Source organism: Micromonospora sp. HM134, assembly GCF_007833915.1.
Classification (GTDB): domain Bacteria; phylum Actinomycetota; class Actinomycetes; order Mycobacteriales; family Micromonosporaceae; genus Micromonospora; species Micromonospora wenchangensis.
This window is the reverse complement of sequence record NZ_CP041061.1, coordinates 1,406,354-1,420,468: the sequence shown is the minus strand read 5'-3', so window position 1 is coordinate 1,420,468 and position 14,115 is coordinate 1,406,354. Positions and strand designations below refer to the sequence as shown.

Sequence of the window (14,115 nt, the reverse complement as noted above, 5' to 3'; positions counted from 1 at the left end):
GCGGTCAGTCCCGGTGGCCCACCCCGGCGGCTGCGGGTCAGCTCAGCGGCAGCGCGGTGGCCACCGGCCAGGCCACCAGGACCGCGCCCACCACTGCCGGTGCCCACCGGGGCGCACCGGCCCGCCGCAGCACCGCCGCCCAGGCGGCCTGCCAGCCGAGCAGCACCACGAACAGCGGCACCACCAGTAGCACGAAACCGGGGGCCAACCCCACCACGGCCGCCCCGCCCAGCGCCGGTACGGCGAGCGCGCCGACCGCCGCGTACCGCCAGCTCCGCCCCTGCGTGACCAGCTCCGCGCCGGCCAGGAACACCAGGCAGCCGACCGCCACCACCGGCAGCAGCCACCACCGGGCGCCCACCGGCAGCGCCCAGGTGAGGCCGAGGTGGATCGGCACGGCGACGGCGGCCACGGCGTACCCGGTCAGCAGCAGGGCCGCGACCACCGGCCGCAGCGGCGTACGCCCGCCGGCCGGGACGGACCCACCGGTCGCAGCCGGCGCGGCGGGACCGGTGCCGAACAGGCGGAGCGGCACGTGCCGGGCGGCGGCCAACAGGACGCCGGTGACCAGCAGGAAGCCGGTGAGGTAGCCGCCGACCGCGAGCGGCAGCCGGGTGGTCGGCAGCACCGGGGCGATCAGCACCCCCAGGCCGGTGGCGGCCGTCGCCACCGCCAGCACGACGGGTGCCGGCGCGACGGGTAGCCCGCGCCGGGGGCGCGGCGGACGGTGGCCGGTCAGCAGGGCCGCCAGCGGCACGAAGCCGAGCCCGGAACCGAGCAGCAGCAACCCCGCCGGGACCAGTCGGGCGGCCGGACGCGGTGCCGCCCCGTCGACGCCGCCGACCCAGGCGGCGACCTCGCGGTGGGTACGGCCGGCGAAGAGCACCGAGATGTGCTCGACCCCGGGGACGACCACCACCCGTCGCCCGACGCCCCGCCGGGCGGTCGCCTCGGCGGTGTCCCGGAAGGCGGGGAACTCCAGGCCGCCGACGATCAGCAGCAGCCGCTCCGGCCGGGCGTCGGGCAGGTCACCGCCGTCGGGCAGGGAGATCGCGACGGTGCCGGCGAGGTCGGGGTGGCCGGCGGCGTACCGGGTCACCGCCCCCGCGCCCATCGAGTGTCCGACCAGGACGATCCGCGTCGGGTCAACGTCGGGCCGGCCCCGCAGGTGGGCGACGGCGACCGCCAGGTCGTGTGCCAGGGCGACGCGGGAGGCGGTGTCGTCGCTGCCCGCCCCGGGCAACCCGGCCGGGTTGCCGCCGTGCCCGGCGAAGTCGAGCAGCAGCGCGACCGCGCCCCGCCGGGCGACCGTGTCGGCGAGCGGACGCATCAACCGGGCCGAACCGGCGAAGCCGTGCGCGATCACCACCCCCGGCCGAGGACCCGCGCCCGCCCCGCCGGCCCGTACCTCGGTCAGCGGCACCCCGTCGACGGTGACCTGCCGGGTGGCCAGGCCGGCGTCCGCCCGGAACAGCCCGTAGCCACCGAGGAGCAGGGCGAGCACGGCGAGGACCGTCAGCGCCGCGCGGCCCCGACCGGCCGGCGTCACGCCGGGGGGACGGAGCGACATGCCGGCACCCTACCGCCCGTCCGGGCACGGACCGGTACCCGTTTCCCCGCCGTCCCGGGGCCGGGCCCGCGCCCCGGCCGGGTCCGCCGACCGTGCTCCTCCCGGGCCCGCGACCCGACAGCCGGCCGGGTCGGGCCCACGTCCGCCGACCGTGCCGGCGGGCGGCACTGGCCGACCCGACGCACACTGGGTGACATGGCCATCCCCCTGCCCCGACCGGCCGCCGTCGTCGGTCTCACCCGCTCCGCCCTCGACCAGGCGTTCGGTTCGGCCGCCTCGTTCGCCGCCGTGCCGGCCCGTGCCTTCGCCGTGCTCGACGGGGTGGAGGCGCTGCTGACCCGGATCAACGGGGTGGTGGACCGGATCGAGGGCACCCTGGACCGCACGGACCGGGTGCTCACCGACGCCGAGGAGGCGGTGCGGGAGGTGGCGGTGATCAGCGCGGCGGCGACCACGGCCATCACCCGGGCCACCGACGTCGCCGACGCGGCGGCCGGGGTGGTGGCCGGGGCCGGGCAGGTGTCCCGGGCGGCCGGCGTGGTGGTCGCCGAGGCCGGGGCGGTCGCCGACCGGGCCGCCGGCACGGTGGCCACCGCCGAGGGCGCCGCCGCCGTCGCGGCCGAACTGCTGACCGCGTACGAGCCGGCGTTGCGGCGGGGTGCGCCGATGGCGAACCGGTTCGTGGCCGAGCTGAGCCACGAGGAGCTGGCCGCGGCGATCCGGCTCGTCGACGAGCTGCCGAAGCTCAAGGAGCACCTGACCTCGGACGTGCTGCCGATCCTGGCCACCCTCGACCGGGTCGGCCCGGACCTGCACGACCTGCTCGACGTGACCCGTGACCTCAAGCTCGCCGTCGCCGGCATCCCCGGCCTGGGCATGCTGCGCCGCCGGGGCGAACGACTCAGCGACGACCCGGCCGACTGAGCCGCCGGTCAGGTCCCGGTGGCCGGGGTGTAGAGGGCGTCGATCTCGGCACGCTCGGGCAGCGCCACCGACGCGCCGAGCCGCCGGACACACGCCGCACCGGCCGCCGCCGCCCAGCGCACCGCGTCGACCACCGTCCGGCCCTCGCCCCAGGCCACGGCCAGGGCGCCGGTGAACGCGTCCCCGGCGGCGGTCGTGTCGACCACGTCCACCGCGACGGCGGGCACGTGCACGGCCGGGGCGTCCCGCTCGACGTACCACGCGCCCCCGCCGCCGAGGGTGAGCACCGCCCGGGGCACCAGCGCCAGCAGCGCCCCCGGATCGTCCCGCCCCCGGCCGGTCAGCAGTTGCGCCTCGGTCTCGTTGACCACCAGCAGGTCCACCGCCGCCAGCAGTTCGGCGGGCACCTGCCGGGCCGGCGCGGCGTTGAGGATCACCCGGGTGCCGGCGGCACGGGCGGCCACCGCCGCCTCGGTCACCGTCTCGACCGGGATCTCCAACTGGGCGACCAGCACGTCCGCCCCGCGTACGGCATCCAGCTCGGCGGCGGTGAGGGCGGTGAAGGCGGCGTTCGCGCCGGGGGTGACCAGGATGGCGTTCTCCCCGGCCGCGTTGACCATCACCAGCGCCACCCCGGACGCCCCGTAGACCACCCGCAGGTGGGTGGCGTCCACCTGGGCGGCGGTGATCCTGGCCCGCAGGGTGACACCGAACGCGTCGGAGCCGAGCGCGCCGAGGAAGGTGCAGGCGGCACCGGCCCGGACGGCGGCGATCGCCTGGTTGGCACCCTTGCCGCCGGGCACCATCACGAAGTGGCTGCCGAGCACGGTCTCCCCCGGCCGGGGCAGTGTCGGGCCGGCTCCGACCACGTCCATGTTCGCGCTGCCCACCACGACGATCCGGCTCTGCCGCACCACGACCTCCCGCCGACCGGACGCTCCGCGGCGAGTCTAGGGCCTCGCCCGCCCGCCCCGGGTCCCGTGCCCCGCCGCGCCGGACGGGCGTGCGACGCGGTCCGTCAGGCGGGCACGGGGAGCCGGTCGACCCGGCCGCCGACACGGATCGACCGGCCGGATACGGTTCGCGGCGCGGGCCGTCAGGCGGCGCGGGCGGTCCAGCGGTCGCCGCGGCGTTCGACCACCAGCGGCAGGCCGAAGGTCTTGCTGAGGTTGTCGCCGGTCAACGTGTCGGCCAGCAGCCCCTGGGCGACCACCGCGCCGTCGCGCAGCAGCAGGGCGTGGGTGAACCCGGGCGGGATCTCCTCGACGTGGTGGGTGACCAGCACCAGGGCGGGGGCGTCCGGGTCGTGGGCCAGCTCGGCGAGCCGACCGACGAGGTCCTCGCGCCCACCCAGGTCGAGCCCGGCCGCCGGCTCGTCGAGCAGCAGCAGTTCCGGGTTGGTCATCAGGGCGCGGGCGACCTGCACCCGCTTGCGCTCGCCCTCGGAGAGGGTGCCGTACGTGCGGTCCGCCAGGTGGCCGACGCCGAGCTGCCCGAGCAGGGCGCGGGCGCGGGCCTCGTCGGCCTGGTCGTAGCTCTCCCGCCAGCGGCCGACCACCGACCAGGCGGCGGTGAGCACGACGTCGCCGACCCGTTCCTCGGCGGGGATGCGCTCGGCCACGGCGGCGGTGGTGAGGCCGATCCGGGTCCGCAGCTCGGTGATGTCGGTACGGCCGATCCGCTCGCCGAGCACGTGCGCGACGCCCGTGCTCGGGTGCAGTTGACCGCAGGCGAGGTTGAGCAGGGTGGTCTTGCCGGCGCCGTTGGGGCCGAGCACCACCCAGCGTTCGTCCAGCTCGACCCGCCAGTCGACGTCGTGCAGCAGGGCGGTGCCGGACCGCCGGACGGCGACGCCGTCCAGGCTGACCACCAGATCCGCGTCCACGGTCGAGGGGGTGGCGGCGGCGGGGAACGGGTCACCAGTCACCGCTCCATCCAACCACGCAGCCCGAGGCTGCCCCCCACGGGCGGGTGGCCCGGCCATAGGGTGGGGCACCGTGTCGTTGGTCACCATCCCGGGAGGACGGCCCATGCCCGTACGAGACGAGGGGCGGTGCGGATGAGCGCGGTCATCGAGATCACCGGTCTGCGTAAGACGTTCCGCACCATCCGGCGGGGCAGGCGGGTGGCGGTGGACGGCTTCGACATGGTCGTCGAGGCGGGTCAGGTGCACGGCTTCCTCGGCCCGAACGGCTCCGGCAAGACCACCACGCTGCGCGCCCTGCTGGGGCTGGTCAACGCCGATGCCGGGGAGCTGCGGGTGCTGGGTGCGCCGGCTCCGGAGCAGTTGGGTCGGGTCACCGGGCGGGTGGGCGCGATCGTGGAGAGTCCGCAGTTCTTCGGCAACTTCACCGGGCACCGCACGCTGCGGTTGCTGGCGGTGGCCGGCGGCGTGCCGACGTCCCGGGTGGACGAGGTGCTCGACCAGGTCGGCCTGCGGGACCGGGGTGAGGACCGGGTGCGGAGCTACTCGCTGGGCATGAAGCAGCGTCTCGCCGTCGCGTCGGCGCTGTTGAAGAGCCCGGAGCTGCTGATCCTGGACGAGCCGGCGAACGGGCTGGACCCGGCCGGCATCCGGGAGATGCGGGACCTGATGTGTACGCTCGCCGGGTCCGGGGTGACCGTGCTGGTGTCGAGCCACATCCTGGCCGAGATTCAGCTGATCTGCGACCACGTCACGATCATCGCGCGGGGTCGTCGGGTGGCGGCCGGCCGGGTGGACGACGTGCTGGCCGGGCACGACCCGCACGAGTGGCGGGTCCGGGTGGCCGAGTCGGAGCGGGGCGCGGGGCTGCTGCGGGAGGTCGGGCTGACGGTCGCCGTCCACCCCGACGACGTGCTGGTGGTCGGGGGCGCGCCGGAGCCGGAGCTGATCAGCAGCACCCTCGGCGGGCAGGGCCTGTGGGTCCGCGAGCTGACCCCGGTCCGGCCGGACCTGGAGAGTGTCTTCCTCGAACTCACCGCCGGGACGACCCCGCCGGGGCAGCCGGACGGCGCGGGCGACGCCGACGAACCGCTGATCGAACTGGACCGGACCGACGGTCGGAGGGTGGACGCGTGAACCTGGTCCGTGCCGAGGTGGAGCGGTTGACCGCGCGCCGCTTCGTCCAGCTGATGGTGCTGCTGCTCGCGGTGGCCTTCGCGGTGACCACCGCGACCACGCTGATCGGGTCGCACCGGCCGACGGCGCAGGAGATGTCCGCCGCGCAGGAGCAGGCCGCGCAGGCGGTGGCCGCGATGGAGGCGGAGCACACCCGCTGCCTGCGGGTCCGGGCCGGCGAGATCCCGATCACCGAGGACGCCGGCTACGTGCCGGCCGACTGCGCCGAGCTGGACCCGGCGCGGATGGAGCGGCTGCCGGTGGCCACCGACTACCTCACCTCGGTCTTCATCTTCTCCCAGGAGGCGCGGGGGCTGCTCTACTTCCTGATCGCGTTCCTGGTGCTGTTCGGCTTCCTGGTGGGCGCGTCGTACATCGGCGCCGACCTGAACTCGGGCGGGGTGGTCAACCTGCTGCTGTGGCGTCCGGGCCGGCTGACCGTGCTCGGCACGAAGCTGGGCACCCTGGTCGGGGTGGTGGCCGCGCTCGCGGTGCTGGCGTCGGTGCTCTACCTGGGCACCTTCTGGACGATCGGGCAGACGGCTGGCGCGCCGGGCCCGCTGGACGGGCAGTTCTGGGGTGGGCTGGGGGCCATCTACGGGCGGGGTCTGGTGCTGGTGCTGCTGTCGACCGTGCTCGGCTTCGGGATGGCCACGCTGGGCCGGCACACCTCGGCGGCGTTGGGCGCGGTCGCCGCGTACGCGGTGGTCTGGGAGATGGGCGCCCGACTGGTGCTGCAGATCCTCGACGTGGCCCGGGCGGACCTGCTGATGCTCTCCAACTACCTGGGCGCCTGGTTGTCCGGCCGGCTGGAGTTCTGGGACGACCGGGGTTGCCCGCCGGGCAGCGGCGTCTGCGACGGCGGCGTCTACGCGATCACCTGGGGGCCGGCGCTGCTGGTGCTGCTGGCGCTGACCGGTGCGGTCACCGGTGCCGCGTTCGTCGCGTTCCGCCGCCGCGACCTCGTCTAGGGGCGGTCCGACCTGCGCCGGTCACGGCGACATCTTGCCGTGACCGGCGCAGTGGTGAAGTATTCCTTCATGGCGTCGGGCGGACGGGGTGGTCGGTCAGCCGACTGTCGACCCGAACACCTCGTCCCGCACGGCGTCCAGCGCGGTCCGCAGCGCCCCCCGCAGGATCGGCTCCTCGGTCAGCCCGGTGGGCACCACCCGGGGCCGGACCAGGGTGATCGCGGCCACCTCGTGCTGCACCCGTTCGGCCAGCGCCGCCCCACCGGCCTGCCCCACCTCACCGGCGAGCACCACCAGCGGCGGGTCCAGCACCACGCAGGTGCTGGCCACCCCGAGGGCGAGCCGGCGGGCCAGCTCGTCGAGCAGCGGGCCACCGGCGGTGCCGGCGGCGATGGCGGCCCGCACCGCGCCCGCCGCGTCGGGCGCGTCGATGCCGTGCTCCCGGGCCACCGCCTGCACCGCATCCGCCCCGGCGAGCTGCTGGAACGCCGGCTTGGCCCGGCGCGAGACGTCCCGGGGGATCGGCACCCCCGGCACCGGCAGGTAGCCGATCTCGCCGGCCGCGCCGCTGCTGCCGTGGTGCAGCCGGCCCCCCAGCATGATCGCCAGACCCACGCCGGCGTCCACCCAGACCAGGACGAAATCCGCCAGCCCCTGCGCGGCCCCGGACTGCGCCTCGGCGACGGCGGCCAGGTTGACGTCGTTCTCGAAGACGACCGGGGTGTGCAGGTCCTCGCGCAGCGCGGCGAGCAGACCCCGGTGCCAGCGGGGCAGGTTGAACGCGAACGTGATGTCCCCGGTGGCCGGGTCGACCAGACCGGGGGTGCCGAGCACCACCCGCCGTACGCTGTCCAGCTCCGCGCCGGCCCGGCTGGCCGCCTGCACCACCGCCGTGTGCACCACGCCGACCGGGTCGTCGGTGTCCCGGGTGGACTGCTCGACCCGGCTGACGACCGCGCCCGTGATGTCCGCGCAGGCCGCCACCACCCGTTCCGCGCCGACGTCCACCCCGACCACGTACGCGCTGCCCGGCCGGACGGCGTACAGCTGCGCGTTCGGCCCCCGCCCACCGGCCTGCTCACCGACCCTGGCGACCAGCCCCCGCTCCTCCAGCCGCTCGACCAGCTGCGAGGCGGTGACCTTGGACAGGCCGGTCAGCTCGCCGAGCCGGGCGCGGGTGAGCGGGCCGCGTTCGAGCAGGAGCTCCAGCGCCGCACGGTCGTTGAGCGCCCGCAACAGTCGGGGGGTTCCGGGCAGCCGGGTCGCACTCATGCCACGTCCTCTGGTTTTCGTAAACTCTGCTAACCGAATCGCGTTGATCAGGGATGTCCGTAGCGTATCGGCCGCCCCGCGGCGGGGAACTCGGACGACCCGGCCGCCCGTGCCGACACACGTGCCGTCCACCGGCACGCGCCGACGGCCGGCCGGTCCGCCACCGGCGCGGATTCCGGGCGGCGGGAGAAGGGGGTTCAGGTGGGGGTTGATCCAGGACTGCGCCGGCTGGCGCTGGGCACGCTGCTGGCCGCGTACCCGGGGCCGGTGCCGCCGGACTGGGCGGTCGCGTTGGTCGCCGAGGGGCTGGCCGGGCACACCCTGTTCGGCGGCAACGTGCACGACCCGGGCCAGCTCGCGGCGAGCACGGCCGCGCTGCGTGCCGCCCGGCCCGACGTGCTGCTCGCCATCGACGAGGAGGGCGGCGACGTGACCCGGCTGGCGCACGCCACGGGCAGCCCGTACCCGGGCAACGCGGCGCTCGGCGCGGTCGACGACACCGCGCTCACCCGGGAGGTCTACGCGGCCATCGGCGTCGAACTGGCCGCCGTCGGTGTCACCGTCGACCTGGCCCCCACGGTCGACGTGAACACCGCCGACGAGAACCCGGTGATCGGCACCCGCGCCTTCGGGGCCGACCCGGGCCGGGTGGCCGCCCACACGGCCGCCGCCGTGGCGGGCCTCCAGTCGGTGGGGGTGGCGGCCTGCGCCAAGCACTTCCCCGGCCACGGCGCGACCGTCGCCGACTCGCACCACGAGTTGCCCACCGTGGACGCCGACGCGGCGCTGCTGCGGGCCCGCGACCTGCCGCCCTTCGCGGCGGCGGTCGACGCGGGCGTGCAGGCGGTCATGACGGCGCACATCCGGGTGCCGGCGCTGACCGGGGACGGGCCGGCCACCTTCAGCCGGGCCGTCCTGGTCGACCTGCTGCGCGGCGAGTACGGCTTCACCGGCGCGGTGGTCACCGACGCGTTGGAGATGAAGGGCGCGGCCGTCGCCGCCGGTGGGGTCGGGCCGGCCGCCGTACGGGCCCTGGCCGCCGGGGCGGACCTGCTCTGCCTGGGCGCGAAGGTCGACGCGGCGCTGGTCGAGCGGGTGGTGGCCGAGATCGTCGGGGCGCTCGGGGACGGCCGGCTGGACCGGGCCCGGGTGGAGCAGGCCGCCGGTCGTGCCGCCGCGCTCGCCGCCTGGACCGGTGCCGCCCGCCCGGCCGGTCCCGCCGGCCCGGTCGAGGTCGGTCTCGGGTACCGGGCCGCCCGCCGGGCGGTGCGGGTGGAGGGCGACCCGACCGCGCCGGCACGGCCGCTCGTGGTGCAGGTGTACGCCGCCGCCACCGTCGCCGAGGGCCGGGTGCCCTGGGGGCTGGGCCCCCACCTGGCCGGCGTCGAACAGCTCCGGGTGGTCGCCACCGAGGTCGACCCGGCCACGGTACGGCGACTCGCCGGGGATCGGCCGATCGTGCTGGTCGGGCGGCACCTGCACCGGCTGCCCGGCGGTCCCGCGCTGGTCGGGGCGTTGGCCGCGACGCATCCGGTGACGGTGGTGGAGATGGGCTGGCCGGGGCGGTGGCGGCCGGCCGGGGTGCGGGCCTTCGTCACCACCTACGGCGCGAGCCACGCCAACGGCCGCGCGGCGGCGGAGGTGCTCGGCCTGACCGGCTGACGCGCCGTCCCCGCCGGACGGGCAGGCCTGGGCGGAACACCCGGCCGCCGCACCGGCACCGCACCTGACCGGTCCGCCTCGGTGCCGGCCGCTCCCCGGGCGGGACCGGAGCGGTCAGCGAGGTGAGGCTCAGCTCGTGAAGCGGTCAGCTCGTGAAGCGGTCAGCGACGCCAGGGGGCCGGGTCGCCGTGGTCGTCGGGAAGGCCGAGCAGCCGGCCGACCGCGGTGATCCGCAGGACCCGGGACACCACCGGTTGCGGGTCGACCAGCCGCAGGGTGGCTCCCCGGCCGACCGCCTCGGCCGCCCCGCGCAGCAACGCGGCCACCCCCGTCGAGTCGAGGAAGGTGACGGCCGTCAGGTCGACGACGATCTCCAACAGACCGGGCCGGCACAGCGCCTCGTCGAGGTCGCGTTGCAGCCCGGGGACGGTGGCGATGTCCAGGTCACCCACCGGCGCCAGGACCACCCGCCCGTGCCCCTCGCCCGGCGTCGGCAGCTGCATACCCGTCCACTCCTGGCCAACCGGCCGTCCCCGACCGCGCGCCGGCTCTCGCCGCGACGCCCGACCCTACCGGTGACCCCTGACACCGCTCTGCCGGGCAGCCTCCGCACCGGGCGACGAGCACGTTGCGTCACCAGGCTTCGCGGGCGAGCATCTCCATAACTCCAGCTCAAGTCCATTACTGGACAGAGTCGACCCGCCGGCCACCCCTTGCCGAGCGGGCATCCAAGTACGTAGCGTGACCGACACCGAGGTCGGCCGGCGGACACCGGTCACGGCGGGGCCTGGGGCAGGCAGCGGACCGTGGATCCGGCCCGGGATCCACGGTCCGCGCCGCACACCGGCCCCACCCGCACACCGACCCCGCCTCACGGCGGGTAGACGCCGTACGTCGACCAGCCCCGGTCGGCGAACCCGGCCGCCTCGGCGACCCGGGCGGAACCGGTGTTCGCCGGGTCGTGCCGGTAGGTGGGAACGGCCCCCTCGTCGAGCACCCGGCGGGCGGCCTGCGCGACGAGCCGTCGGGCCAGCCCCCGGCCGCGCGCCGCGGGCACCGTGCCGACGGCCAGCTCGTGCCCGTACGCGTCGTGCCGCTTGATGCCGACGCCGGCCAGGTAGCCGCCGTCGGCGTCGCGCACCACGAGCACCTCGCGGTCGAACAGGTGCAGCCAGGGTGGCAGGTCGGGGGCGGTGGGGGCGGTCCAGACGCCGACGTCGGGCAACGCGGCCGGCGCGAGGCACCACCGGAACACGTCGTCGTGGGCCACCCAGGCGGGTTGCCCGACCAGCGCCGGCAGCGCCGCGTACAGCGCGGACCGGGGTCCGGCGGCCAGCTCCCGGACGGTCGCGACCAGCCCGGGTGGCACGGAGAGCACGGTGCTGCCGGCGACCCGGACCGCGACTGCCGGGCGGACCCGGCCGTCCCAGGCCGGACGTGCCCGCCGCCACGAGCCGACCACGTGCAGGCCGGGCGGCGCCGGCCACTGCCCGAGCCAGGTCGCCAGGTGCAGGTACAGCCGCCGGTCCAGCACCGCCCGCCCCTCTCACCCCGTGGGTCACTCCATGATCCACGGTACGCCGGGCCGTCCCGGCCGACGTCCGGTTGCCGGGAGCGCGTCATGGGTAGAGGGGGAACCGGACCGTGAGCTGCCTCACCGGAACCCGGTCCATCGACCGTGCGTCATATCTATTTCCATACATGGACACCTTTCTTTGGGACGGTAATGGCCATGCCCATGCAGCCGAACGAGCGGTACCAGCAGGACAGCGCGCGACTGTGGAACACGGCGGGGGGTGCCGGCCGGTTTCCGGCCCAGCCGCGCTACCGGGAGGCCCGGTGCGGTCGCGGCGTCAACGCCCGGCTGTCCTGGGGTGAGCTGAACACCCTCCCCGCCGGCATCTCCTCCCGTCGCGGCCTCACCGCCCACTGACCCGGTTCGGCGCGCCCGCGACGACGGCCCCGGTCCGTCCCCCGTGGCCACCGGCGGAGCGCCCGGACCGGCGACCCACGACCGCGTCGACCGGCGGGGTGCCACCGCGCGGCGGCCGGCGGCTCCGTCACGCGCCGGCCGTCCGACCGGGGTGTCCGGCCGGGGCGTTCGCACACCTGTCGGGTAGCGTCTTGTGGTCGATTCCGGCCAGCGACAGGAGAACCGCAGCGCATGGGCAAGAAGACGATCCACGTCTCCGACTTCAGCGGCACGGTGCTGCGTCCCGACGACGAGGTGGTCCGGGTCGTCGTGCTGGAGCACCCCGACCTGGTGGCCGGGCCCGTGCGGTTGGACGCCACCGTGACCGAGGTGGAGAGCATCGACGACGCCGCGCTCGACGTGGCGGTGGTCGAGATCCACGACCGGCACGCCGGTGGGGAGCCGCGCCGGGTGGTGCTGACCGCCAGCGAGTTCGACGCGATGGCGACCGACACCCCGATGGCCCAGTTGCTGCGTACCGCCGAGCGGGTCCGCCCGCCGAAGGCCCGCAAGAGCGCCGAGAAGATCGACTACGGCACCCTGGACCACGCCGGGAAGCCGCACCGGGGGCGGGTCACCGAGGAGGAGGCCCGGCTGGTGCGCGAGCAGCTCGACGAGGTCAACAAGCGCCTCGCCGACGCCGGCATCCGGCAGATCGACCCGGCCGACCCGGAGCACGCGCTGCGCTACGGCTTCCCCACCGACGACTGACCGGCCGGCCGGGCGCGCCCCCGGTGCCGCGCCCGGCCCTGGCCCGCCGCGCCGGCCGGCCCACGGGTCCCGCCGGTCGCGGTCCTGTGGCCGCGTCGGTCGCTCCGGCGACCCGGCGCGGCTGTTACCTGCCGTCGGCGAAGCCGGCGAGGGCGGCAGCCAGTTGGGCCTCAGCCCGGTCCTTGGTCAGGCCCAGTGCGGACAGCACGCCCGTGCCGTCCTCCAGTTCCAGCAGCGCCAGCAGGATGTGCTCGGTGCCGACGTAGTTGTGCCCGAGCCGCAGCGCCTCCCGGAAGGTGAGTTCGAGGGCCTTCTTGCCCTGCCCGTCGTACGGGATCAGGTCGGGGACCTGGTCGGACGCGGCGGGCAGCGCCGCGGCGACCGCCTCCCGGACGGCGTCCGGGCCCAGTCCTTCGGCGACCAGGGCCCTGGCGGCGAGGCCGTCGGGTTCGGCGAGCAGGCCGAGCACCAGGTGTTCCGGGCGGATCTCCGCGTTGCCGGCGCTGCGGGCCTCCTCCTGCGAGGCGATCACCACGTTGCGGGCGCGCGGGGTGAAGCGGCTGAAGCCGGCGTTGGGGTCCAGGGCGGCGGCCGCGTCGGCCTTGGCGGCGGAGCGCTTCTGGGCGGCCTGCTTGCTCACCCCCATGCTCTTGCCGATCTCGGTCCAGGAGGCTCCGGAGCGGCGGGCCTGGTCGACGAAGTGGCCGATCAGGTGGTCGGCGAGGTCGCCGAGGTGGTCGGCGACGAGCACCGCGTCGCTGAGTTGGTCGAGCGCGTCCGGGCGGGCCTTCTTGATGGCCTGGATCAACTCGTCGAGGCGGACGGGGTGCGGAAGCTGAGTGGATTCCGTCATGCGTCAACCATAGGTTGACGCTGCCGGATCGTCAACCGAAAGTTGACGATCGCGACCCCCGGGGTGGGTACCGACGCTCCCGGCGATCCGTCGATCCCCCACCGCACCCGCCCCGGACGGGCCGCCGGCGCTCCGATAGCGTGCGGCGATCGGACGGGTCGGGTGGCGTTGCGGGAGGATCGGGAGCATGCGGTTGCACGTCGGCTGCGCGATGTGGACCCACCGGTCCTGGCAGGGGCGGCTGATCGCCCACCCGCTGCCGGTGCACGAGCGACTGCGGCACTACGCCGGCTGGTGCGACGCGGTCGAGGGCAACACCACGTTCTACGCCACCCCGGCCCGGGAGACCGTGGAGTCCTGGGCCCGGCAGACCGGGCCCGACTTCCGGTTCGTCCTCAAGCTGCCGAAGGTGGTCACCCACGAACGGCGGCTCGTCGACGTCGACGCGCCGCTCCGGTCCTACTTCGACGCGATCGCCCCGCTCGGCAGCCGGACGCACGCCCTGTGGATCCAACTGCCGGGGTCGTTCACCCCGACGGACGTCCCCGTGCTCGCCGACTTCCTGCGCCGACTGCCGGAAGGACACCGGTACGCCGTGGAGGTCCGGCATCCCGCGTTCTTCCTGGAGCCTCGCGCGACGCGCCTGCTGGAGGGGGTGCTCGCCGAGGCGTCCGCCGAGTGGGTGCCCTTCGACACCACCGCGTTCTTCCGCACCCCGCCGACCAGTGACGCGGAACGGGAGGCGTGGACGAAGAAGCCCCGCCTGCCGTTGCGGACGGCGGCGCTGACCGACCGGCCGATCGTCAGGTACCTCGGCCGCGACGCCGAGGCGGAGACCGTCGAGGGCTGGCAGCGCTGGGTCGAGATCACCGCCGACTGGTTGCGGGAGGGCCGCTCACCAACCATGTTCGTGCACACCCCGGACAACGCCGACGCACCGCTGCTCGCCCGCCGGTTCCACGACGAGGTGCGGGCCCGGATGCCCGCCCTGGCGGCGCTGCCCGAACCGATCCCGACCGGGCCGCTCACCCTGTTCTGACCCCCGCCCCGCGCCCGCCGCCGGCGGGTCCGGGTCACCCC

At 75.9% G+C, this 14,115-nt stretch carries 14 protein-coding genes; 7 read left to right on the top strand and 7 right to left on the bottom strand.

All coding sequences use genetic code 11. The features are described from left to right. Positions 1-37: 37 nt before the first annotated feature. On the bottom strand, positions 38-1,570 hold the full coding sequence (locus FJK98_RS06635) for an alpha/beta hydrolase (protein ID WP_145918240.1): 1,533 nt from the start codon (positions 1,568-1,570) through the stop codon (positions 38-40). A 195-nt stretch (positions 1,571-1,765) separates the two neighbouring features. Here FJK98_RS06635 and FJK98_RS06630 point away from each other — a divergent pair, with 195 nt between their 5' ends. Next, positions 1,766-2,494 (top strand): hypothetical protein, encoded by a 729-nt coding sequence (locus FJK98_RS06630; RefSeq protein WP_145918239.1) that lies wholly within the window; start codon positions 1,766-1,768, stop codon positions 2,492-2,494. Between the two features lie 8 nt (positions 2,495-2,502). Here FJK98_RS06630 and FJK98_RS06625 read toward each other — a convergent pair whose 3' ends face one another. Beyond that, a complete protein-coding gene (locus FJK98_RS06625) occupies positions 2,503-3,408 on the bottom strand; it encodes a ribokinase (RefSeq protein ID WP_145918238.1) in 906 nt (301 codons plus the stop codon). Between the two features lie 182 nt (positions 3,409-3,590). Continuing rightward, positions 3,591-4,478 (bottom strand): ABC transporter ATP-binding protein, encoded by an 888-nt coding sequence (locus FJK98_RS06620; protein WP_145922611.1) that lies wholly within the window; start codon positions 4,476-4,478, stop codon positions 3,591-3,593. A 75-nt stretch (positions 4,479-4,553) separates the two neighbouring features. Here FJK98_RS06620 and FJK98_RS06615 point away from each other — a divergent pair, with 75 nt between their 5' ends. Beyond that, positions 4,554-5,555: an ABC transporter ATP-binding protein gene (locus FJK98_RS06615; protein ID WP_145918237.1), complete on the top strand. Its 1,002-nt coding sequence runs from the start codon at positions 4,554-4,556 to the stop codon at positions 5,553-5,555. After that, positions 5,552-6,565 (top strand): ABC transporter permease, encoded by a 1,014-nt coding sequence (locus tag FJK98_RS06610; RefSeq protein WP_145918236.1) that lies wholly within the window; start codon positions 5,552-5,554, stop codon positions 6,563-6,565. Before FJK98_RS06615 ends, FJK98_RS06610 begins: the two co-directional genes overlap by 4 nt. Before the next feature lie 96 nt (positions 6,566-6,661). Here the strand turns inward: FJK98_RS06610 and FJK98_RS06605 are convergent, their stop codons facing one another. Beyond that, positions 6,662-7,837, bottom strand: a complete 1,176-nt coding sequence (locus FJK98_RS06605; RefSeq protein ID WP_145918235.1) for an ROK family transcriptional regulator — start codon at positions 7,835-7,837, stop codon at positions 6,662-6,664. Positions 7,838-8,038: 201 nt separating this feature from the next. On the opposite strand from FJK98_RS06605, the gene FJK98_RS06600 reads away from it, so the two are divergent. Continuing rightward, complete coding sequence (locus tag FJK98_RS06600; RefSeq protein WP_145918234.1) at positions 8,039-9,499, top strand: glycoside hydrolase family 3 N-terminal domain-containing protein; 1,461 nt, start codon at positions 8,039-8,041, stop codon at positions 9,497-9,499. A gap of 161 nt (positions 9,500-9,660) precedes the next feature. On the opposite strand, the gene FJK98_RS06595 is transcribed toward FJK98_RS06600, so the two are convergent. Next, the gene (locus FJK98_RS06595; protein ID WP_145918233.1) at positions 9,661-10,002 is read right to left on the bottom strand and encodes an STAS domain-containing protein; all 342 of its coding nucleotides are present in this window, start codon (positions 10,000-10,002) and stop codon (positions 9,661-9,663) included. Positions 10,003-10,370: 368 nt separating this feature from the next. Continuing rightward, a complete protein-coding gene (locus FJK98_RS06590; RefSeq protein ID WP_145918232.1) occupies positions 10,371-11,033 on the bottom strand; it encodes a GNAT family N-acetyltransferase in 663 nt (220 codons plus the stop codon). Positions 11,034-11,231: 198 nt separating this feature from the next. Between FJK98_RS06590 and FJK98_RS06585 the strand changes: the two genes are divergently transcribed. Together FJK98_RS06585 and FJK98_RS06580 are read left to right on the top strand one after the other, a co-directional pair. Next, the gene (locus tag FJK98_RS06585; protein ID WP_145918231.1) at positions 11,232-11,432 is read left to right on the top strand and encodes a DNA repair protein; all 201 of its coding nucleotides are present in this window, start codon (positions 11,232-11,234) and stop codon (positions 11,430-11,432) included. 231 nt (positions 11,433-11,663) lie between these two features. Next, positions 11,664-12,182 carry a hypothetical protein gene (locus FJK98_RS06580; RefSeq protein WP_145918230.1) on the top strand — a complete coding sequence of 173 codons (519 nt, stop codon included), beginning with the start codon at positions 11,664-11,666 and terminating at the stop codon, positions 12,180-12,182. Between the two features lie 124 nt (positions 12,183-12,306). Here the strand turns inward: FJK98_RS06580 and FJK98_RS06575 are convergent, their stop codons facing one another. Continuing rightward, positions 12,307-13,035: a Clp protease N-terminal domain-containing protein gene (locus FJK98_RS06575; RefSeq protein ID WP_145918229.1), complete on the bottom strand. Its 729-nt coding sequence runs from the start codon at positions 13,033-13,035 to the stop codon at positions 12,307-12,309. Between the two features lie 211 nt (positions 13,036-13,246). Here FJK98_RS06575 and FJK98_RS06570 point away from each other — a divergent pair, with 211 nt between their 5' ends. Beyond that, positions 13,247-14,074 carry a DUF72 domain-containing protein gene (locus FJK98_RS06570; RefSeq protein ID WP_205789487.1) on the top strand — a complete coding sequence of 276 codons (828 nt, stop codon included), beginning with the start codon at positions 13,247-13,249 and terminating at the stop codon, positions 14,072-14,074. Positions 14,075-14,115: the final 41 nt, after the last annotated feature.